Genomic DNA, 21016 nt, shown 5'->3' with positions numbered 1-21016 from the left:
CGCTTCCTACATAATCGATGTGCTGGAAATGCGTCCTGCTCCTGAGCACCGGGTGGGCGCGGCGGAAGCGCGGTCATGCGTTTGCGCAAAGTGATAAATATCTGCGTTTTTGTCCATAAGGCCCCAGTCCAGCCAGTTGAGCTCGTTATCGTGGCAATAGGTGTTGTTATTACCGTTTTTGGTAACCCCCACTTCATCACCCGAAAGGATCATAGGCACGCCCTGGCTTACCATCAGGATCGTCAATGCATTTTTTATCTGCTTATGGCGCAACTGGTTAATGTATGGATCGTCGGTTTCACCTTCCACCCCACAGTTCCAGGAATGGTTGTCGTTGCCGCCGTCATTGTTATTTTCTCCGTTCGCTTCGTTGTGCTTTTCGTTGTATGCGAAAAGGTCATAAAGCGTGAATCCGTCGTGGCAAGCGATGAAGTTAATGCTGGCCGTAGGGCCTCTGTAATAGTACAGATCAGGCCAACCCTGGATGCATTGCGCCATTTCACCCACCAAACCTTCGTCCCCTTTCAGGAATTTACGGATCGAGTCGCGGTATTTTCCGTTCCATTCTGCCCAGCGTCCGTAAGCCGGGAAAGAACCCACCTGATACAATCCGCCGGCGTCCCAGGCTTCTGCTACGAGCTTGCATTTGGCCAAAATCGGGTCATATGCGAGTGATTCGAGCAAAGGTGGGTTGCTTAATGGCGCTCCATTCTGGTCGCGGCCAAGAATGGCGGCGAGGTCAAAACGGAAACCGTCAATGTGGTAATCGGCTGCCCAGTAACGCAGACAATCCAAAACCATATTTCGCACCACCGGGTTGTTGCAGTTCAATGTGTTTCCGGTTCCTGAGAAATTGAAATAATAGCCCTCAGGCGTCAGCATGTAATACGTTTTGTTATCAATTCCCCTGAAAGAGATCGTATGCCCGCGGTGATCGCCTTCGGCTGTGTGATTGAAAACCACGTCCAGCATCACTTCAATGCCGTTTTTATGGAGTTCTTTCACCAGCGTTTTAAGCTCGTCCACCTGCATGCCAAACTTCCCCGTGGCGGCATAACCTGCCTTTGGAGAAAAGAAATTAACCGTGCTGTAACCCCAGAAATTGACGATCAAGCCGCCCGTAACCGGGTTTTCTTTGCTGTTTTCCCATTCGTCGAACTCATAGATCGGCATCAGCTCCACGCAATTGATCCCCAGCTCTTTGAGATAGGCTATCTTGCTGCGAATGGCCGCAAATGTGCCTGGATTCTTCACATTCGAAGATGGGTGCTGCGTGAAACCGCGCACGTGCATCTCGTAAATGATCAGGTCCTCGATCGGCGTTTCGAGCGGGTGGTCATTTTCCCAATCGAAATCCTCAAAAACGAGGCGCGAGCGATAGGGATAAATGTTGTCCCAATTGGGCTTGGCTAACCAGGAATCCCGTCCGCCAATTGCTTTGGCGTAGGGATCGCTGAGTATAATGCTTTTGTCAAAACGATGACCTTCTTCGGGTTTGAAAGGGCCGTCCATGCGGTAACCATATTCGAGGCGCTCGTAATCCAGATCAAACACGATCATGGAATACACATTGCCCGTCCGGAATTCCTCCGGAAAACGAATTTCGGCAAACGGTTCCGCTTCGCCTCTTTCGAACAATACAAGCGTACAGTCGATGGCTTCACTGGAATAAATGCTGAAATTGATTCCGTTAGGGACCATGGTGGCACCAAATGGCAGCACGTGTCCGCGTCTGAATTTTATGCCCTGCTGTTCGTGCGTCGGATAGTAATCGATCCTGATATCTGTTGCCATGGATTAATCTTGTTTTAGAAATGCAACTCCATCTTCCGGCTTTTCAACAATGGTAAAAAAGTTGATAAAACCGGTGGTCGACATCACGTCCTGGATTTCTTCGGAAACACCCACGAGCACGACTTTGCCTTCCTGCGACCGGATGTTCCGGTACACCATCAAAAGCACACGCAAACCGGCACTGGACATAAAACCGACCTCGGTAAGGTCGATCACGATGTGCTTGCTTTTGTCCATGGCCACCTTTGCATTTCTTTCAAATTCAGGCGCCGTTTTGCTGTCGATATCACCGGAAACCGCAACAACCGTAATTTCCTCCTGATCCGTAATGGTAACTTTCATCTGAATAATGTCTTAATGTGGTTTCAAATTACTTGGCCGAACTGATCTGGACTTTGACGCGGATGCGTTCCTCTGTTTCAGGAAGTTTCACGGTAAGTGCGTAAGCATCGAAATCCGTGTAAGGCTGATCATCAATGAAAACCTCGCTGATGTACACGCTTCCCGGAGGCAAAATATCTGGCGAAACGCGCAGAATATTGTCTTTCCAACCGTTAGGATAAGGCTTGAAGTAGAAATAAGTTGGCTGCTTCGTGATCAGCAAATTGATATAAACCGCTGACAGATAGCAAAGCTCCGTGCTGTGATATGCACTCATCGAGTGGCTTCCTTTGAAACGCTCTGTTCCCAAAAGATACGGCATACCATTGCCCAACACATTGAAATACACACCGCCATCGTCATTATCCAGGAAGAAAGCATTGTAGAATGCTGCTGCCTCGCGCGCTTGTTTTTCGTATTCTTCGTCGCCCAAAACGCCATACATGATCAGGTAAGCAAGGATTGCCTGCTCCTGCTGCCACCATGCTTTGCGGTCGTGCCATACAAACTGGTGCTTGTCGCCGGTTTTCTTCACACGTTCCACCACGTCATACCAGCCACCGCGCTGCTGATCGGAGCCAGCTGCCGGCATCAGTTCAGCAATTTTTTTAGCAAATGCTAAGTATTCTTCTTTTGGTGTCAATGACTGCTGACGGATCAGGTTCCATGCAATTTTCAGGTTGTGGCCTACTACTGCACGGTTTTGCTGCCATCCCCAGGTCTGGTCTTTACTCCAATCTTCAAAGAATTTCTCCTGAACAAACGGGCTGTTTTCGTAGTCCGGGAAATACTTGGTAATGGTGTCAAATGTGTATTCCAAGAAGTCCGCGTGCTTCTGCTCACCGCTCGCCAGCCAAAGGTTGATCAGGTAAGCCGGTGCGTGGTCTCCTACCGAGTTCCAGTTTTTGCGTGCTTTGTTATGCGCCAAAGATTCCTCGTGTGCATCCAATGTGATCGGGTGCAAATGTGAAAAGTAACCTTCGCCGTCGTGGTCTTTGAAATATTTTTCAAACAGGTCAATGGTCTTGTCAATGTCGTCGCGGATGCGCTGATCGCCCGTGATGCGGTAAGTCTGCGTCGGGCCTGCAAGCGCGTAAATCTGCTCGTACATAGGAAGCGAATGCCAGGTCATCACCAAATTCTGAAGTCAGCAATTTGGTTTCTTTCTGGCCTTCTACTTTCAAACCGTGATACCAGTAAACGAGGTCATCGTCCTGGTCAAAAAAGCGCATATGGTCGCGCAGATATTCGGTTCCTAGCTCTGCACCTTCCAGGAATTCGTCTTTTCCGGTCAACAGATATGCCGATGCAAATCCGTAAACCATTCTTGAAATCGTGTCTGTTTCCTGCAAGTAATCTCCTTTTTTGGAACCTCCCAAATGGAGCATTGTACGGTAATTTTTATAATTGATCTCCTCTTTCGGATAATCAAACTGCCATTTCAGATAGCTGGAAGCAATAGAACTGATCTGCGTGATCCAATAATTCTGCTCCTCGTGGCGATACGCTTTTGGCTCCTTACCCGGGAAAATCAGCTGCTGCGCTTCAAATGTTGCTTCATCAGCACCTGCATTCGGATAGAATGTTCCATAAGCGAAAACATACTGGCCGTTTGTAGACAAAAACGGAGCGATATCGCCCGGATCCTGCCAGCCTTCGGTCAGGTTTTGTACGCCGCGTGCATAAGTGGAAGCGATCAGATGGATCTTGAACGGACGCTTGTCCGATGTTTCCACGGTAAACCAGCGTTCCTCTGCATTATATCCCGTGATATAACCTGCAATGGTATCTGAAAAAGTGAAATTTATATTCATGCGTTAGTTGGTAAAGGTGTTTTGAGAGTTTATTATGCGAGGTCTTCCTGATCGCGGTAGCCTTGGGTAATTTCTATAATGTTCCCTTCCGGATCTTTGAGCCAGACGGTTTTCCAGCCTTCGATCACGTCGTCGAAATGCAGCGGACCGAGGGTGATGACGGCGTCTTCGCCCATGCTTTCCACTTTGGCATCAATGTCGTCAACGGAGAATGCAATGTGCCTTAATCCCGGATAATGCGGGCCGTCGGCTTCGGACATCGGGTAAGGCCGCTCTTCTTCGGGCGGGAATATTTCGAAGTAAATGTTGTCGTCGTTTTTGAGGAAAATCAGCTCAGCGTCATCGCCCAGACTGATTACCCTTCGCTCTGCGAAAGCCAAAATATTTTGAATAAAACTCCTCGAACTTAGCGAGGTTCCTGACGGTCAGTGCCAGGTGGAAAAATGTCGCGCTCATATCAATTCTGGTTAGCTGCTGACAATGTTTCAATGATCTTTTTGGCAAATAAATGCGCGTGACCGCCAGAGCGTCCGGTGATCAGATCGCCGTCCACAACCACGTCTTCGTTGGTATAAATGGCTCCATAAGCCTTTGCATCGCCGATCAGGTTGTTGTGGCAGACCAGTTTACGGCCGCGAACGAGCTCGGTTGCAGGCGCAGTCAGCCATAATCCGTGACAGATAATGCCTTTCAGAATGCCGGGTTCAGCAAAAGCACGTTTCAGGAATTCAGTTGCAGGCGGGATTTTCTCGACGTCTTCGGTGTAGCGAAGGCGATCGGAAACCATGCCCGAAGGCACGATAATGGCGTCGTAAGTGCGCAGCTCTTCGTCGCTCATGTTTTCAAATGACTCCCAGCAATCCATCGGTGCGCGGTATTCGTGCCCCAGGAATGTGAGTTTATCCTGCCCCCATAACCTTGTCAGAAAATGCAGCTCAGCGCCTTCTTCGGGAAAGCGGAATTTGTAGTAGAAGATTTCATTCTCAAAATAATCGGCCTCAATGAGCACACCGATTTTTTTTCCTGCCAGTTTCATGATGAAAGGGTTTAGGAGGTTCTATTTAGTTAGGCTAATGTTCCGTCGGGATGCTGAACCATTCCCGCGAAGTGAATGGCGATCTTTCCGTCTTGCAGCACCCAGCTGTCCGCAAAACGCATTTCACTTTTCTCACCGCCAACCGTCATCGTGATCTGTTCGGTGATCATTAATGTTTCAGGATTTTCGGTTTCAGCCCAGAAAACAATGTCTGTTTCCAGTCCGTCGATGCCCAGAATGCCTTGCATATGCTCGTTCACCTGGTCACGTCCTTTGTAAATCACGGGGGATTTGGAGAAGCTGCTGATCAATGTGGCGTCGTCTGTATATTGGTCGAGCAGCGCGTCAATGTTTTTGTCAAGAATATGCTGAATGTGCTCTTTGTACATTCTGCCCAACTTGGTATCCGGAACGTTTTTCATGGGTTTTTATAAAAATAGAGAAGGGTTAATATCCTGATTTAGAGTGTCGCTGATCCTTCGTGATATTCCAGGCCGTCGACAATGTATTTGGTGATCACGACTTTGCCGGCGTCATTCAATTTCACTTCCCAGGTCTGGAAAGCATCGCATTTGATGCGTTTGCTGAATGGTTCAGGGGCATTCCATACGCTGGCTTCCCATTGCACCACTACTTTCACCACCGCAGTATCACCATTAATGACCGGCTCAACGACCTTGACCGTGTGCACTTCGTCAAAAAAAGATCCGGATCACGCGCTGAAACCAGCCTTCAAATCCTGCATAACCGTAAACTGTTGCTTCCGGGAAAACCATTTCCAGCTCCGCATCAGCAAGCAGCGGCAACACTTCAACCATCGGGACGTGAACATCCAGCTTTTTGTACCAGTCAAGAGCCAGTTCTTTAATTGCTTCCTGCGTTAACATTGTGTTCTATTTTAGATTAAATATTTTATTTTCAATTCGTTAAACTCTTTGCATAGTGACCCACGGCATGATCTGCAAGGATCATATCCGCCGCTTTTTCACCGATCATAAAGCAGGCGGCCACTGTATTTCCGCTTGTTACGGTCGGCATTACGGAGGCGTCTGCCACGCGCAGGTTTTCGATGCCGCGCACTTTTAATGTCGGATCAACCACTGCCAGCGCATCGGTTCCCATTTTGCAGGTTCCGGCTGGATGCCAGATTGTTGTACTTTGGCTTCGGATAAATGCTTCAATGTCTGCCTCGGCGCCTGGGATCATTTCCCCGCCGTTCAGTTCTGAAAATGTTTGTGTGTTAGCGAGCTTCCTGACCAATGCAACAGCTTGTGATAACACCTCCACATCTGCATCTTCCTGCAAATAATTAGGGTTGATCAGTGGCTTGTCCATTGGGTTGACGGAGCGCAATGTTAGTTCTCCCCTGCTTTTTGGGCTGCACCAAAATGGGCAGGAAAATACAGACAGGACCGCCCAGATCCGGCAGGATCGGTGCTAATGGCTGCGGCAAGCTGGGTGTAAAATTGATCTGCAGATCGACTACATTTCCGTCATTTTTTGTGTTGACAAAAAGCGCATTACCCGTCAGCAATGTTGTATTAGGCATCGGGATCTTCGAGCGGAAAATCATCGGCAGCTGCAAATGATCCTGCAAATTTTTTCCAACACCGGGTAAATCTGCCTGAACCGGAATGCCAAGTGCTTTCAGTTCCTCAGCCGGTCCTATGCCCGATAAAAGCAACAGCTTAGGCGACGCCAATGCGCCGGCAGAAATAATCACTTCTTTATTTGAAAGGATCTGCTCCGTGTTGCCTACACTCGAAATGTATTCAACGCCGATTGCTTTTCCATCCTGGATTAGAATGTTTGAAACGAGCACATTGGTAAAGACAGTCAGGTTTTTCCTGTCGGCCACCGGATGTAAAAAAGCCGAAGCGCCGCTGTCGCGGTGATTGTTTTTATCAATGTGAAATTGCAACAGCCCTGCGCCGTTTTCCTGGCGGGCACCATTGTAATCCCAGTCCGGACCGTCAAAACCGAGTTCCGTTGCTCCTAACAAAAAATGCTCAGAGCGCATCACGTCATCGGGACAGTCGCGGATGACTAATTCTCCGCCCGCTGCATGAAATTCCGAAGCGCCGTTTTCGAAGTCTTCTGATTTTTTGAAATAAGGCAAAACAGCTTCATAACCCCACCCTTTTGCGCCTAATGCTTCCCACTGATCAAAATTACCCGGGTTTCCACGCACATACATCATGGCATTGATGGACGTGCTTCCACCCAAAACCTTTCCCTGATTAATCATGACAGGCCGTCCGCCAAGCCCGGACTGGTCCGTGGTCGGCAAGCTCCAGTCTACATCTGATCCCCAAAGGCTTACGAAGCCGCCCGGGTCTGCGATGGCAGGCTCGGTGTCCCGGCTGCCTGCCTCCATCAGCAGCACCTGAATCGCCGGGTCAGCGCTTAGCCGATTGGCTAAAACGCTGCCAGCTGCTCCGGCTCCTACAATAATGTAATCAAAACTAGGTTGTTCCATTTCGAAAATGGTGAAGTTTATTGGCGTTGGTGTCAATGCGAACAATTTACTTTTACCCAATCCGACTTGTGGCTGCCTTCCAGCACCAGGTCGATTAAAAATGGTTTATCGTCGGCCAGCATTCTTTCGATAGCGGGCAAAATGTCTTCCTCTTTTTCAACCCTTACCGCTTCCACGCCCATGGAATGAGCCAAAAGATCAAACCGGATCGCGGGATAGGAAAGGTCAAAAGGCAGCGGGTGGTCGTGTTTTGGAATTTCACGTTCTTGCCAATATTGGTCAATGTTGAGTTGCAGCAATTTGTAAGATCCATTGTTGCAAACCACAAACTTGGCTCCTGTATTATGCCGCACCGCTGACCATAATGTCTGGATCGTGTACATGCTGCCGCCGTCACCCGAAAAGCCGATCACGGTTTTCTCAGGATTAGCGATCTTGGCTCCTATTGCACCCGGAAAGCCCACGCCCAGCGAACCGCCACGGGTGAAAAAGTATTGTTTTGCGAGCTTGGGCGGCAAATAGCGGCTTACCGCTGCTGAACTCGTTAATGCTTCGTCAAAAATGATCGTTTCATCCTGATTCACCTTTTCGGCCAGCACTTTGGTAAACTGCGCCATATTGAGTGGCGACCTGCCTTGCAGCTTGTCGTCCGCCTCTTTTTCAGCTGCTATTTTTGCCTTTTTAGCGTTACCGATCAGCTCTATACGTTGCTGCGCGTTCGCTGTTTGTTCAGGCGTCATCAATGCTTCGATCTTTTGAGCGAGCGCAGCGAGCGAAAGTTAGGATCACTGACCACACCGAGGTCGACGCGGTGATTTTTTGCGATCTCATAAGCATTAAGATCAAAATGGATCACTTTGGCGTCCGGCGCATAAATTTCTCCCAGTTCAGGAAAAACCTCAGGCATCATATAAGTGCCAACGATCAGGTTGGCGTCGCCTTTTGTCGTGATCGGATGGCTGAAAGAACCAAACATGTCGCCCGTTGTGCCCTGATACAAAGGATGCGTGTTGTCCATGACGAGATCCCCGAATTCGACTCCGTAAACCTCAGCTCCCAAAAGCTCGGCAACGTGTGTAAGCTCCGGAATCGCATCTGAATAAGCAATGCCGTCACCGACGAAAATTATCGGCTTTTCGGCTGCCAGCAACATTTCCGCTGACTGCGTAATCAGTTCCGGCGCAGGTGCAACCCGCGTGGAAGGAATGCAGCTTGGGAATACGGGCTCATCGTTGATCTCGTCGAGAACATCCATGGGCAGGCAAACGTAAACCGGCCCCATCGGAGGCGTAGAAGCTATTTTGACCGCGCGGCGCAATGTGCGCAGCAACGATTTGGACGACGTAGCCATGGTTGAATATTTGGTCACCGGAGCCATCATTGCCACCAGGTCATTTGCCATTTGCGCATCCATATTCATGTATTGCACACCCGCATCCGACCCGATCACCACCAGCGGCGCATGACCTCTTTGGCCTGATACACAGCGCCCACCGCATTTCCAATGCCGGGGGAGCTGTGCAACTGAACCAATGTTGGCTTTTGCGTAGCACGGGCATAACCGTCACCCATCATGACCGCGATCGTTTCCTGCAACGTGAGAATGTATTTCATATCCGGATACTCGGCCAGGGCGTCAAGGAAACCTTGCTCCACCGTGCCGGGGTTGCCGAACATGTAATCCATGCCATCCGCAAGGAACTGTTCAATGATCTTCTGATTCCCGGTTTTACCAGCCATAACGCTTAAGACCTTGTCCAGAACGTTCACAAACTGCTCTCCGAATTCGAATGAACATTGCAATGAACGCGCTGTGATAAATGGATAATCAACGATTACGGAAGTTTCTTTGCCAAAATTTCCATGATATTGTCCTTCTGGTCCAACGGCGTCGGAAAGAATGTATTCGAGCACATAAGGCGGTGGCCCCATGTTCAGATCGGTGTGCAGGAAGCCGGTCCCGTCGTGGTAATCATATTCAATGCAGTGACCTGTTACGTGTTTTCCTTTGATAATGGAATTACGTTCGTTGAAATCTCTTGCAAAAACAAGCGGCGCAACGCCATAACAGATTCCGGCAACAGGCATTTGTTTTTTGTAAAAAGCAAGGATTACATCGTGAACGCGCTGATTGTTAACCATATCAACGATTGGTCCGCTGCCGCCTACTAAGAAAACTGCGTCGTATTCTTCGGTTAGTTTTTCCTGTGCGATTTTAAGATCTGCGTAATACTTTTCGAATGCGCGAAGGAAGTCTGGCGTGGAGAAGTAAGGGCGCTGCGGGATCACTTCCGACAGGTTCATTGTTTTTTCCAAACGGTTTGTTGCTTCAAAAGCATTCACTTTGTCGGCGGCGAGCTGCGTTGTAACGCACACGCCAAGAGGAGGATCTACGTAAGTTGTATCATAGCTTGGAGGCAATGCTTCTGCCTTTTTGCCATTGGGTGTGATGAAATCAACAGTGTAACCGGCTTCTTCCAGTTTTTCGAGCGGGCCAACCAGCTCAATGCCCCAATATCCGTATTCTGATAAGATGGCGAGTACTTTTTTAGACATAAAATTCGGGTTTGAACAATTTTAAAAACAATGTCGAGGAGGGTTTACAAATTTCTGATCAATGTGCTCCGGGAGCCGACGCTCCGGGCGGTGGCGGCACAACGCCTAATTGCTGCAAAAGGCCCAATTCGTCTACGTTAGCCCAGCGCTCAGCGATTTTTCCGTCTTTCATGCGGGCTGTGGTTGTGCCGGTTAATGATATGGATTTTCCCGATGGCGGCATGCCCATTACGCCGCCTGTGTCTGTGCCGTTCAGTCTCCATCTGTGCACCACTTTGTCGGCAACATATATCTGATCTTCAATGCTCAGTTTCGCATCCGGCATAGCGCCGGCGGAACATGCCCACGATGCCTTTGAAACTGGCCGAACCCGGCTCAGAAACGGTTTTACCGCCCACTTGTGAATGGTCTATCGCGTCGGATGTCAGTAAATCTTCGCGTACAACGCCTGTATTCCAGGCCGTTTCGAAAAATTCTACGCAAATCGCATTGTTTTGTTCTGCTGTAAGTGACATAGTTTTGGATTTAAGGGTTAATATTTTGGCTTTCGGCGGTCGGCCGTCGGCTTTCGGTTGTATGCTGATTGCTGACGGCTGATAGCTGACAGCCGAAAGCCGTTCTAATGTATAAGGTCTGCCGCCTAAAAAGGCTTCTACTATTTCTGCTGTGTTGACGTGGTTGTGGATCGAGGCCACTTTTCCGTCTGCATTGATGACTACAATGTGCACGACGCTGGTGTGAAACGGGATTCCGGTTGCTTTTGAAACCCCGGGCTCATCAATAAGAACCGCTGCAACATTGTCCTGATAAAGCATTCTGACTGCTTTAAAATGGTCAAAACGCATTGTCTCAATGATCTGCTTTGCCGATTCCACGGCTGCGATCGGCCCTATGCGCTCACCAGACCAGGCAATAATGTCGCGTGGCCCGAACATGTGCCAGATTACATTAGGTGCGAATGCTTTGCGCACATCTTCCGATTTCAATTCCTGCAACGCTGCATACATGGCCCTCGCGGACTTTACGGTTGCTGGCGCAGTGTCAAAAACCGTTTCATCAAACACAATGCTGTCCGTTGTTCGTGGTGAAGCGACGGATTTATTGGTATAATGTGCTGATTGATCACTCGTTGCTGCAATGGTAAACGGCCTGCCGCCTTGTAATGCTTCAATGATGGGAAACGTATCGCGGTAACATTGCAACTGGCTGATCCTGCCATTTTTGACAATAACCCAATGCACAACGCCACCCGAAAACGCTTGCCCCGATTTTGTTTCTCCGTTTCCTTCCAGCACAACCGCCACGGTGTTTCCCTGCGCTACAAACCGGGTTGGATTCAGTTTTTCAAAAGCCAATTCTTCTTTTTGCAGTTGGAAAAACCGGGTTACGCCTGCTTTTCCTTCCCAGGCGCCTGCCCAGGGAATTAAGTCCTGCGGCCCGCCCATTTCCCAGAGCACATCGTCGGCTACGAATGATAAAATTTCGTCTATATCATTATCCTGCAATGCATTATAGAACTTCTTCAAAAACGGACCCGGGTCCAGATCAATCGCAGTGAAATTTGTTAAAGAGGCAAGGATCATGAATGAATCGGCGAGCCTGATCAATGTGTCGTCTGCGTCCTGTTCGAAAACGAGGTCTTTTCTGGAAAGCTCTGGCTCATCGATAAACAGCACGTCCGTGTCCGGATCGAAATCTGCAATGATCACTGGCTTTACCGGAAGCTGTCCGCCTCTTTTCACATTATGACGGACAACTGCTTTTTCCATTTTACTGAATTACTTTCAATTGTTGCAACAAACCCAGACTGTCCTGGGCAACCCACATTTCAACGATCTTCCCGTTTTCAATGCGAAATATGTCAATGCCTTGGTCCTGGACTCTTATACTGGTGGTTTCTCTTCCGAGGAAGTTGCCCGTGTTGGTGGCTTCGTATGACCAGCGGCTTACCACTTTGTCTCCTTCTGCCAGCTCGTCGTGCAATGTGAAAAACACGTCTGGGAATGCGACTAAGGCTGTTTCAAACCATTTTCTCAATGTCGGCGGCTGATGTGCCTGACCGGGAGGAAAATGAAAAATCACATCTTCAACCGCGATTTCGTCCAGGACTGCCACATTCTTTTCGTTCCAGAAATCGAACCAGTATCTGCGTACTATTGCTTTATTGTCTTCTAACATCATGATGGGATTGCTCCGAGTTGCTGCATAAGCCCGAAGTCGTTTTCGTTCACCTGAACCGAATGGATCTTACCGTTTTTGATTGTAAAAATGTCGATGCCGTAGTCTTTCACGTGGTTTCCTGTGGCGGCTGCACCCAGGAATTCTCCCTGATGCGTTCCTTCAATGTTCCAGCGCGTTGCCACTTTGTTGCCTTCTCCGGTTTGGCGCATGATCGTGAATTTGATGTCCGGAAATGCGTTGCGCAGGTATTTTACGAAGTTTGTGAATGCAAGATAACCTGCGATTGGCTCAGGTTGTGTAGGAATGATGAATGCGAATTCAGGATCCAGAATTTCTTCGATCACTTCCAGTTTGCCCTGGCTCATGATCTCATCAAAATAACGTGTTACCAAGGTCTGGTTAAGTGCCAGATCGGTCGTATCCGCCTTTGGCTCGGAAGGCAGAATGCCCAATTGAAGCAATAAGCCAAGCGTATCTTCGTGACCAACAGACTCGACGATCTTGCCATCCTTAATGGTGTGCCATGTCATTCCGTCCACTTCAAAAGATTTGCCGGTTGCCTCCACATTGCCTTTAACAGTCAGCAAAGGGCCGCCTGTGTGCGTGCCGCCGCCTTTCCAGCGTGTGATCACCCAGTCATCATTGGCAACCATTTCCTGCGGGTTAAGATAAAAATCAGGGAACGAATCGTGGAGCATGCGAATTAGTCCGATGAATCCTTCCGGGCCGTGAAATGGTTCAGGGTGTGTAGGCAGCGTGAAAACGAAATCGTCTGACAAGATCTCCCGAGCAACCTGCTCATTCTTGCCATTCATAATTTGATAAAAATATCGTCGAGAAAGTACTTTATTAGCGTTCATGTTTTTTGAATTAATCAGTTAGAAGGATTTATGTTTTTTAAAAAATAAGAGCAAGGAAAAGAAATATATTTTCGCGTCTTTGTCCTTTTCTTCCATAAATATCCCCATAAGCGCCGCTGAGACCTTCAAATGTTTATTGAAACTGAAAAAAATAAAGGTGAACCTGTTGATTCCCGACTTCGAACCGTTCCCCGATTTATGAAATCTCTTGTCCAATTTTTTTCTAGCTATTTGATCAGAAAAAGTAGTACTGTTTCTACTTAAATTAGTATAATTGCAATGAAAATATCCACTTCCGCATTACGGTTTTTCACATTAGCCGTCATAAGATTCTCAGGAAAACTACATACACTTTGATACTCAGGCTCCTAAGTAATTTCAGTAAGCTGAAACCGCTGTGTCTTGATAGTCAACATATTCCTATTTGTGCTAGTTACCTCTTTTAACTAATCTCAACCGTTTATAGAATGAAACCGTTAAACCTCCTAATCGTTGCCATTCAAAAAGATTACCTTGCCCTACTGGAAGATTCGCTCGGCTATGCGGGCTATAAATTCAGCATCCGGCAAGTCGCTTCGAAACAATCTGCTATCGAAGCTTTTTATGAATCCAAATACGACTTACTGATTTCCAATTGCCTGCTTCCCGACGGTAAAATCACGGACCTCGCCAATGTGCTCGGCAATCACCTTCCTTGTCTTGTCATGACCGAAGGACATTGCCCGGTGACGGCTGAAAGAGTCCTTGCTGTCACGGAAACGAGTTATTATATCAACTGCTCCAATAAACTGGGCTGGATTCCTGCGCTTGAAAACACATTGGCAAAATGGAAAAACAATGCGCGTAAGAAGATCGCACAGCACAACCAGAACCACGAAAGTCTTCATAAAAAAGTTTTACTGCGATTTGAAGAAGAGCTGGCTGCGGATTCTTTCCCTAATGGTTTCAACTTGCTGCTGGAAGTGATGGATCTGAGCAGGATCTATCTATTTACCAAAAACATCAAAGCCTCCGGAGAAGCCGATGACCTTTCGCTCAAATCGGAAGTAACTGCGCCGGGTGTTCCTTCCAAATATGCCGGGAAATCAGTTAAAGTTCCTGGTTTCAATCGCTGGAATGCACTTTTTGACGCGAAACAACCGGTTACCGAACCATCCGCTCACATGACAAGCGCTGAAACGCAATGGTTTAACCAGCAAGATGCACAATCGATGCTGGCCGTTCCCGTTCAGGGCGCAAATGGCTGGTCGGGCTTTATTGGCCTGGAAGATACACTCAATAACCGCGAATGGACGAGCGCAGAAATTGCGTTAATCGAGTCTGTTGCGGCATTAATCCAAAAACAAAACACATTATCCGGTAAGACATCCAGGAACAGCCAATATTTGACTAGCCTGGCATGAACCCCGATTTAAATTACAGGAACGGGATGTCATTAGGTTGGCGTCTCTGTTTCATCCTAAGCTTATTTGCCACCATTCCGCGCCTCATCTTCGTCTGGGAATCACTCCTGGACCCGGCGAGCGCGGGCTCCGGCATTCTGGACATTTGCATCCAGTTTATTATCAGTTTCGAGTTTTCCTGGATCTTCGTTTACATCTGCCTGCAGCATACTTACAAAATCCCGAGCTGGTTCAACCGCCAGAAGCCGTGGGTCCAGCTGCTGATGCTGATCGTGCTGTTTTTCTCCATCAACGAGATTCTCTTCCAGCTCAGGCTGACATTGGATAACAATGCGTCGGATATGCTTGTTTTCCGCGTCGTGTATTATCTGTATCACATTCTGCTGCTGCTGGCCATCCTGGGTTTTCGCAACTTTTTGCTCACTACGCAGGAAAATCACCAGATCGGTCTGGAAAATGAGCAGCTCAAACGGGAGCAGCTCAAAGCACAGCTGGAAGCACTGCAAAATCAGCTTAATCCGCATTTTCTTTTCAATGCGCTGAACATTCTCAACATTTCCATTGCTACCAATCCGGATCTTGCGCAGCGGATCGTGCTGGATCTTTCGGATATTTTGCGCTATAACCTTAAAGTCCAGAACCAAAGTCTGATCTTGCTGAAAGATGAGTTGAATGCTGCAAAAGCTTATCTGGATCTTTATAAAGCACGTTTTGGTGGTAAAATGGCATTTTGTTTTTTGGAAACTGAAACGCAGAGACAATGGTATATCATCCCGCTTTCGCTGCAAATCCTGATCGAAAACGCCATTAAGCATAATGTGATCACATCCAATCAGGTTCTGATGATCGAGCTTCGGTTGAATGAGCAGGAAAAGCACATTGTGGTTACCAATTCCGTAAATAAAAAACTAAATTCCCCCGGCACGGGAATTGGCCTTCAAAACCTGGACAAACGTTACAAGATCCAGACCGGCCAGAAACCGCTGCTGACGGAAGACGAACAACACTTCACAGTAAAAGTCCCTTTGATTGAAGCCCCATGACCAAAATTCTTATCATTGAAGATGAACAGCCGGCGGGCCAATATCTGACGCAATTAATCCAAAAAATTGACCCGAAAACTGAAATACTGACTGTGCTCGAAAGCGTGGAAACGGCCGTGGAATGGCTCAGCAGCAATCCGGTTCCCGATCTGATTTTCCTGGATGTCCAGCTGGGCGATGGCACTTGTTTCCAGATCTTTGAACAAATTTCCATCGGCTGTCCCGTGATTTTCACGACAGCGCATGACGAATATGCAATGCGCGCTTTCAAGCTGAACAGTATTGATTATTTGCTCAAACCGATCCGGCAGGAAGCATTGCAATTTAGCCTCGAAAAATATTATCAGCTGAATGAGGAGAATGCGATCAGTAAGGTGAAATATCTGGAAGAGCTAATGCACACGCAGATTCTTAACCGCAAAAGCCCACGCAGAAGTTTCCTGGTTCCCTATCGCGACAAGCTCATTCCGCTTAAAGATTCCGATTTTGCGTGGCTAACCATTAAAAATGGCGTTGTAGTGGTGACTCTGAACGATGATAAAGCATTTGTCGTTGATAAGTCCCTCGAAGAACTTGAAAACCAGTTAGACCCCGCAAACTTTTTCCGTGCTAACCGCCAGTTCATCAGCTGCCCGGCAATGCATTTCGGAAATTGAATTGTATTTCAATGGCAGGCTGCTCGTCAGAACTTCGCCGTCTTCTTCAAACCAAATTTTAGATCAGTAAAGAGAAGGGTGCCCCGTTTTCAAGAAATGGTTTGAAGAATTATCTTAAACCACTTTAATGTAATGATGATAAAAATGATTTAACAAACTCATCATCAATTAAATGTGGATATGCTTGTGTGACACGCGTAATTTGCTCCGCCTGCCCGGGCGACAGCGTTTCGTTCGGGTTCAATGTCCATATTCCTTCCATTAATCCTTGCCGTTTCAGCACTTCATGCACACCCGTGATGCATCCGTGAAAGTTATGCGCCGGATCAAAAATGGCTGCATTCATATCTGTAACTTCAATGTTCATACGCAGGATTTCGGTGGCGTCAGCGCGGTTATTTTTGACAAATTCTTTTACCATAGCAAGCACTTTCACCGCCTTTCAGTCCACACGGCCCAATGTCCCAGCAAACCGCCGACAAACGTTTTTTCAATGATTTGACCATTGACACTGAATCGGTAAGGCGTAATGAGGTCGGCTACAATGTTGTCGTCGTTCCCAGTGTAAAGTGCAATTTCATTAACGCGTGAACTGTTACAGACCGCGCGCACAACATCCAGGGTTTGATAACGGTTAAATGCCGCTATTTTGATTGCCAGCACATTGGGAATCTCTGCAAACTGCTCCCAGAAACTATAAGAATAAACCCTCCCGCCGATCGCAGCTTGCAAATAAAACCCAAAAACAGGGATAATTTCTGCAACAGTTTTAATGTGTTGGATAATGTCGGCTTCGGATTTGTCTTTGAATGCTGCCATGCTGACCAAAGCAATGTCGTAACCATATTTCAGCGCAACATTCGCTTCCTTAACTGCCTGATCTGTAAGCCCAACCACCCCTGCCACTTTAATAAATGGACGGTCAAGTCTTGCCCGATCCACTTCCTCAGCTGCCAGTCGAAGCACGGTTTCATAAAGCCCCACTTCCGGATCACGGATCTCGAATTGCGTGGTGTGCACACCGACGGCAACTCCGCCTGCTCCACTCGCCATGTAATATCGTGTCAGGCCGCGTTGTCTGGCTTCATCCAGTTGCAGATCGCTGCGGAGTGCGAGCGGATGCGCAGGGATTACGGTGCCTTCGTAGAGCAGCTTTATGGTCTCATTATTAAGCATTTCCTATTTCTTTTTATTCAAAAATCCCTTCAAACTTGTCCCTGCCTTTCCTGAAAATGCGTTGGCTTATTGATCGTTTTTCCACCTTCAAGCAGCCATTGCGCTGTGATTCCGATCATTTGCTTCAATGTTGTCCGCGGATATCCGAAGAGTTTGAATGATTCGGCCGCATTGCTTAGCAAGGCTGTCGGCTGCTCTTCGTTGACAAACTGCGGTTCGACATTGAAAATCCTGCCGAACTCTGCCGCAAGCCAGCGCAGCGAAACCGTTTCAGGTCCCGTAATATTCAATATTTTGGAAGGCGCTTCACAATGCGGCGGCAGGAGCGGATCGCCATTTCATTCGCATCGCCCTGCCAGATCACGTTCACATGTCCCGTCCGCAGATCTACCGGCTTACCCCCGAGGACAGATTTTGCGATTTCCAGCAACACGCCATATTACGAAAATCAATTGCATAATTCAGTCTGTAAATCGGCGGCTTCAGTTCCCGTGCACAGATGAGAAATATTGAAATAGGCGCTCCCGACCAAGACAGGACTGACCATACTCTCCCACCGGATCAGCCCGCATTTCCTCCGTCGCACCACCCGACGCGACCGTTGTAAATGGATCAACATTTCCCGTTGAATAAACAACGATTTTCGAATTCCTGAATTTTTCGGCCACACGCCCTGGTAAATAGGTGTTCATTGCCCATGTGTAAGGCTCGTTATTGGAAGTGCCAAGACTTGGTTCCCGGCCAGATAAAGCACATTTGCAATCTCAGGCAAAGCTTGTAACTGACTATCATCGAGTATATTGGCTGCTATTGTTTCGATTCCGGCAGCATTCAGTTCTTCGGCCAGACCTTCCTCTGTGAAGCGGGAAACGCCGATGACGCGCTTGTTCAATCCGGCACGTTCGATGGCTTGTTTGGCCAGCTTTGCAATGCTTGGTCCGATTTTCCGCCTGCGCCCAAAATAAGGATGTCACCTTCAATCTGCTTCATTTCCTCAATCAATGCGGGCGACGGGCTCAGCCACTTTTCCTCTAAACTTTCAAAATCAGTCATTATTTGAATAGCGGATTGTTGAAAAATAATTCTTTACTATTAATGATGGCGAGTGAGAAAATGACCAGCAGTCCGACTCCCGCGACGACTTTCACAAGCGGACTATTGACCTTTTCGCCCATGATCTTTTTATCATTGGCGACCATGTAAATCGCTGTCCCGATGAACGGGACGACGAAAATGGTGACGCTTTGCGCAAATACAATGAGTTCGAGTGGCAGTTTGCCGAACTTCACAGCGATTCCTGCACCAAAAACCATGACGAGCGCAACCAGATAACGCACCGATTTGGCACTGAAATTACTCCCTAAGCCCAGCGCATCACCGAGTAATGTGCCGCCCACAGAAGCATTTCCGATCAATGATGAAAACGCTGCTCCGAAAAGTCCTACCAGGAACAGTGTGGATGCTTTATTGCCGAATAGCGGTTCGAGCGCCTTAGCCATATCCGTCGCAGAATTCACCGCGATCCCTTTCGGATGCAGGATAGCCGCAGCGCAGATGATCACAATGGCGCACATGACGCCGAGGACAATAATGCCAGTTACGCTGTCATTTCGACCACTTCGCACTTCCGGCCTTACGCGGATGCGCTCCTGAATGAGATAACATTGATATAGTGCGCCCACAATGGAAAAACAGGACGCAACAAATGCGATGATCAATCCTTGCGAGCCTTCCGGAATGACCGGCGTTGTGAAGCCTTTAAATATATCAGAAGCATCCGGCGCTGCCCAGAAAAATGTGGTGATGAAAGAGAATAACATCATGAAAATCAAGAAGATCATTGTCTTTTCGAGCACAGAATAGAAGCTCCGGAAAAACAGCAAACTGATTCCCACCAAATTGAAAAAGATGATCCAGGGCACCGGGGAAGTGTGGTATATAATTCGCCCACCGAAATCCCGACGCCAATGGAATTTCCGGCCTGAAAAGATGTGCTCACCAGAAAAACCCCTATGCCCATCGCAATCGAAGCGGGCTTTCCCCACTTCTGCCGCACAGATGATAGCAGCGACTGGTTTGTTGCGATCCCGATCCGCGTTGACATTGCGGTGAAAACAGCCATAAAAAGGATGGCTGCAACCACAACCCAAAGCAGAGAATAGCCATAAACCGCTCCCAGCTTGGAAGTAATGGTCATTTTGCTGGGCCCGAAGACCAATGCAGCTGTGATCATTCCCGGCCCCAGCGAGCGGAGCCATTTAAGAATAGAATCTTTCAAAATGTCTGCGGTTTAAGGGTTCAGCTTCAAATGACTAATTCAATGATTGATCGAACGGGCACGTGCCCGTTGAATCTAGAAAGGAAATGATTTCATTCACAAATTGATATGTTAATAAAGTTGTCGGTTGGGAATTCCTGCAATCATTTATTTCTAGTTCTGATAAAACTCGCAATTTTCTTTTGTAACAATATCGATGGGCATATAACTCACTTTTGCTACGCTGGCATTCACTACCAATGTTTGATAAAGCGCCATTATGCCGCGATAAGCCTGATCCTCGGGGCGGTGGCAAATGAGAAAATCGATGACATTACTTTCCAGATATTGAACATTGTCTTTTACAAAATCATAGCCGATCAAGGAAACCTCGGTGCGGTGGCTGTTTTTAAGAAATGACGCGACTGTGTTCACACGGGAATTTGTCACAAACGCTGCGCCAATGTCTTTATTGAGGTGGAAAACATAAGTAAGGTGCCGGGCAACGAGATTGGTAATCCGTCTCTTGAATATCGATCCGCACGATTTCGTTAGCATTCTGATTGTCGGCAAAGTAAGCACGGAAACCTTCTTCAATCGTTTCGTAATTGAAGTTGTCAATTTCTTTTGAAATGTTGATAATCAGCACTTTTTTATCCGGTTGCAGTCTGTAAGTCAGCAACTTGGCTCCTACATAACCACTTTTAAAAAGATGCGGCCCAATGTATGACAGACTTTGCAGATCGGGAACATCAGAATCAATGAAAACGAAAGGAATCTTCCGGTTTGTGCATTCTCTGGCAAAATCCTGTGTTTCGGAAATGAAAGACGGCGCGATCGAATTCCCGTAACTGCAACTCCATGTCCTTCACCTTTTGGGCATCGGATTCCCTTGCTGTGAGGATGAAGAAGAAAAATGTGGGCCTGAATCCCATGTGTTGATCTCCGCTTCTGCCCTGCGCACACCGTTCAGCGGCGCTTGCCAAAAATCGGTTTCCTCCGAAACTTCGGGAATGAGAATTGCCAGCGTGATGATTTTCTTCGAAGCGAGGCGGCTGGCCAGGATATTGGGCTGATAATCAAGCTCCTTAATGATGTCGTTGATCCGCTGTTTTGTCTTTTCCAGAAACCCCGGTCCTGTTGTGCAGCACGCGGTCGACTGTGGCTGTGGATACATTCGCCCGCCTTGCAATTTCCTTCACGCCAAACAAAGTCTGCTCTTTTTCCATCCAGGATTTAATTTGATGTTATCCGGGTAAATATAAAATATTAGGAAACACTTTGAATTAACTACGAAACATTCGTAGATTTACGAAAACCTCGTAGAAATGGAAAAATTGACGCAACAAGAAGAAGAACGATGCAGGCAATCTGGAAGAC

31 protein-coding genes are annotated in these 21016 nt (G+C 47.7%); 3 read left to right on the top strand and 28 right to left on the bottom strand.

The window, feature by feature from the left end; genetic code table 11:
* Positions 1–6: 6 nt before the first annotated feature.
* The 18 genes from AC0IYG_RS05280 to AC0IYG_RS05195 all read right to left on the bottom strand — a co-directional run bounded on the left by AC0IYG_RS05280 (position 7) and on the right by AC0IYG_RS05195 (position 13101).
* Complete coding sequence (locus AC0IYG_RS05280; RefSeq protein ID WP_471710009.1) at positions 7–1794, bottom strand: glycogen debranching protein; 1788 nt, start codon at positions 1792–1794, stop codon at positions 7–9.
* Positions 1795–1797: 3 nt separating this feature from the next.
* Entirely contained in the window at positions 1798–2136 is a 339-nt protein-coding gene (locus AC0IYG_RS05275; protein WP_471710008.1) for an STAS domain-containing protein, read from the bottom strand.
* Between the two features lie 28 nt (positions 2137–2164).
* Positions 2165–3307 (bottom strand): AGE family epimerase/isomerase, encoded by a 1143-nt coding sequence (locus tag AC0IYG_RS05270; RefSeq protein ID WP_471710007.1) that lies wholly within the window; start codon positions 3305–3307, stop codon positions 2165–2167.
* Complete coding sequence (locus AC0IYG_RS05265; protein WP_471710006.1) at positions 3204–3989, bottom strand: hypothetical protein; 786 nt, start codon at positions 3987–3989, stop codon at positions 3204–3206. The genes AC0IYG_RS05270 and AC0IYG_RS05265 overlap by 104 nt, the downstream gene beginning before the upstream one ends.
* A gap of 32 nt (positions 3990–4021) precedes the next feature.
* A complete protein-coding gene (locus AC0IYG_RS05260; protein WP_471710005.1) occupies positions 4022–4369 on the bottom strand; it encodes a VOC family protein in 348 nt (115 codons plus the stop codon).
* A gap of 77 nt (positions 4370–4446) precedes the next feature.
* Entirely contained in the window at positions 4447–5025 is a 579-nt protein-coding gene (locus AC0IYG_RS05255; RefSeq protein WP_471710004.1) for a DJ-1/PfpI family protein, read from the bottom strand.
* Between the two features lie 29 nt (positions 5026–5054).
* Positions 5055–5447, bottom strand: coding sequence for a nuclear transport factor 2 family protein (locus AC0IYG_RS05250; RefSeq protein ID WP_082216371.1), 393 nt, complete (start codon positions 5445–5447; stop codon positions 5055–5057).
* Between the two features lie 38 nt (positions 5448–5485).
* Positions 5486–5716: a hypothetical protein gene (locus tag AC0IYG_RS05245; protein WP_471710003.1), complete on the bottom strand. Its 231-nt coding sequence runs from the start codon at positions 5714–5716 to the stop codon at positions 5486–5488.
* A gap of 4 nt (positions 5717–5720) precedes the next feature.
* The gene (locus AC0IYG_RS05240; protein ID WP_471710002.1) at positions 5721–5912 is read right to left on the bottom strand and encodes a hypothetical protein; all 192 of its coding nucleotides are present in this window, start codon (positions 5910–5912) and stop codon (positions 5721–5723) included.
* Between the two features lie 31 nt (positions 5913–5943).
* Complete coding sequence (locus AC0IYG_RS05235; RefSeq protein WP_471710001.1) at positions 5944–6360, bottom strand: GMC oxidoreductase; 417 nt, start codon at positions 6358–6360, stop codon at positions 5944–5946.
* A complete protein-coding gene (locus tag AC0IYG_RS05230; protein WP_471710000.1) occupies positions 6335–7504 on the bottom strand; it encodes a GMC family oxidoreductase in 1170 nt (389 codons plus the stop codon). The genes AC0IYG_RS05235 and AC0IYG_RS05230 overlap by 26 nt, the downstream gene beginning before the upstream one ends.
* 32 nt (positions 7505–7536) lie before the next feature.
* Entirely contained in the window at positions 7537–8244 is a 708-nt protein-coding gene (locus AC0IYG_RS05225; RefSeq protein WP_471710333.1) for a thiamine pyrophosphate-dependent enzyme, read from the bottom strand.
* Positions 8244–8957 carry a hypothetical protein gene (locus tag AC0IYG_RS05220; protein ID WP_471709999.1) on the bottom strand — a complete coding sequence of 238 codons (714 nt, stop codon included), beginning with the start codon at positions 8955–8957 and terminating at the stop codon, positions 8244–8246. The genes AC0IYG_RS05225 and AC0IYG_RS05220 overlap by 1 nt, the downstream gene beginning before the upstream one ends.
* Positions 8951–10060 (bottom strand): thiamine pyrophosphate-binding protein, encoded by a 1110-nt coding sequence (locus AC0IYG_RS05215; protein WP_471709998.1) that lies wholly within the window; start codon positions 10058–10060, stop codon positions 8951–8953. The genes AC0IYG_RS05220 and AC0IYG_RS05215 overlap by 7 nt, the downstream gene beginning before the upstream one ends.
* 58 nt (positions 10061–10118) lie before the next feature.
* Entirely contained in the window at positions 10119–10385 is a 267-nt protein-coding gene (locus AC0IYG_RS05210) for an ester cyclase (protein WP_471709996.1), read from the bottom strand.
* Positions 10360–11829, bottom strand: a complete 1470-nt coding sequence (locus tag AC0IYG_RS05205) for a nuclear transport factor 2 family protein (RefSeq protein ID WP_471709995.1) — start codon at positions 11827–11829, stop codon at positions 10360–10362. The genes AC0IYG_RS05210 and AC0IYG_RS05205 overlap by 26 nt, the downstream gene beginning before the upstream one ends.
* 1 nt (position 11830) lies before the next feature.
* A complete protein-coding gene (locus AC0IYG_RS05200; protein WP_471709994.1) occupies positions 11831–12241 on the bottom strand; it encodes an ester cyclase in 411 nt (136 codons plus the stop codon).
* Positions 12238–13101 (bottom strand): ester cyclase, encoded by an 864-nt coding sequence (locus AC0IYG_RS05195; protein WP_471709993.1) that lies wholly within the window; start codon positions 13099–13101, stop codon positions 12238–12240. Before AC0IYG_RS05195 ends, AC0IYG_RS05200 begins: the two co-directional genes overlap by 4 nt.
* Before the next feature lie 467 nt (positions 13102–13568).
* Here AC0IYG_RS05195 and AC0IYG_RS05190 point away from each other — a divergent pair, with 467 nt between their 5' ends.
* From AC0IYG_RS05190 to AC0IYG_RS05180, 3 genes are read left to right on the top strand one after another with little or no spacing between them, the layout of a single operon-like run.
* The gene (locus AC0IYG_RS05190; protein WP_471709992.1) at positions 13569–14504 is read left to right on the top strand and encodes a hypothetical protein; all 936 of its coding nucleotides are present in this window, start codon (positions 13569–13571) and stop codon (positions 14502–14504) included.
* Between the two features lie 26 nt (positions 14505–14530).
* A complete protein-coding gene (locus AC0IYG_RS05185; protein ID WP_471709991.1) occupies positions 14531–15547 on the top strand; it encodes a sensor histidine kinase in 1017 nt (338 codons plus the stop codon).
* Positions 15544–16203 (top strand): LytR/AlgR family response regulator transcription factor, encoded by a 660-nt coding sequence (locus AC0IYG_RS05180; RefSeq protein WP_471709990.1) that lies wholly within the window; start codon positions 15544–15546, stop codon positions 16201–16203. Before AC0IYG_RS05185 ends, AC0IYG_RS05180 begins: the two co-directional genes overlap by 4 nt.
* 124 nt (positions 16204–16327) lie before the next feature.
* Here AC0IYG_RS05180 and AC0IYG_RS05175 read toward each other — a convergent pair whose 3' ends face one another.
* The 10 genes from AC0IYG_RS05175 to AC0IYG_RS05130 all read right to left on the bottom strand — a co-directional run bounded on the left by AC0IYG_RS05175 (position 16328) and on the right by AC0IYG_RS05130 (position 20865).
* Complete coding sequence (locus tag AC0IYG_RS05175) at positions 16328–16624, bottom strand: hypothetical protein (RefSeq protein WP_471709989.1); 297 nt, start codon at positions 16622–16624, stop codon at positions 16328–16330.
* Positions 16625–16635: 11 nt separating this feature from the next.
* Positions 16636–17379, bottom strand: coding sequence for a dihydrodipicolinate synthase family protein (locus AC0IYG_RS05170; RefSeq protein ID WP_471709988.1), 744 nt, complete (start codon positions 17377–17379; stop codon positions 16636–16638).
* Positions 17380–17408: 29 nt separating this feature from the next.
* Positions 17409–17669 carry a hypothetical protein gene (locus tag AC0IYG_RS05165; protein ID WP_471709987.1) on the bottom strand — a complete coding sequence of 87 codons (261 nt, stop codon included), beginning with the start codon at positions 17667–17669 and terminating at the stop codon, positions 17409–17411.
* A 192-nt stretch (positions 17670–17861) separates the two neighbouring features.
* Positions 17862–18071, bottom strand: a complete 210-nt coding sequence (locus AC0IYG_RS05160) for a hypothetical protein (RefSeq protein ID WP_471709986.1) — start codon at positions 18069–18071, stop codon at positions 17862–17864.
* A complete protein-coding gene (locus AC0IYG_RS05155; RefSeq protein ID WP_471709985.1) occupies positions 18068–18271 on the bottom strand; it encodes a hypothetical protein in 204 nt (67 codons plus the stop codon). Before AC0IYG_RS05155 ends, AC0IYG_RS05160 begins: the two co-directional genes overlap by 4 nt.
* Positions 18268–18432, bottom strand: a complete 165-nt coding sequence (locus AC0IYG_RS05150; protein WP_471709984.1) for a hypothetical protein — start codon at positions 18430–18432, stop codon at positions 18268–18270. The genes AC0IYG_RS05155 and AC0IYG_RS05150 overlap by 4 nt, the downstream gene beginning before the upstream one ends.
* On the bottom strand, positions 18432–19274 hold the full coding sequence (locus tag AC0IYG_RS05145) for an NRAMP family divalent metal transporter (protein ID WP_471710332.1): 843 nt from the start codon (positions 19272–19274) through the stop codon (positions 18432–18434). Before AC0IYG_RS05145 ends, AC0IYG_RS05150 begins: the two co-directional genes overlap by 1 nt.
* A complete protein-coding gene (locus tag AC0IYG_RS05140; RefSeq protein WP_471709983.1) occupies positions 19217–19657 on the bottom strand; it encodes a divalent metal cation transporter in 441 nt (146 codons plus the stop codon). The genes AC0IYG_RS05145 and AC0IYG_RS05140 overlap by 58 nt, the downstream gene beginning before the upstream one ends.
* A gap of 448 nt (positions 19658–20105) precedes the next feature.
* Positions 20106–20414: a hypothetical protein gene (locus tag AC0IYG_RS05135; RefSeq protein ID WP_471710331.1), complete on the bottom strand. Its 309-nt coding sequence runs from the start codon at positions 20412–20414 to the stop codon at positions 20106–20108.
* 310 nt (positions 20415–20724) lie between these two features.
* Positions 20725–20865 (bottom strand): helix-turn-helix domain-containing protein, encoded by a 141-nt coding sequence (locus AC0IYG_RS05130; protein ID WP_471709982.1) that lies wholly within the window; start codon positions 20863–20865, stop codon positions 20725–20727.
* Positions 20866–21016 lie beyond the last annotated feature (151 nt).

The sequence above is a fragment of the Dyadobacter sp. AC419 genome (genome assembly GCF_979253085.1).
This window is presented reverse-complemented; position numbering and strand designations above follow the sequence as displayed.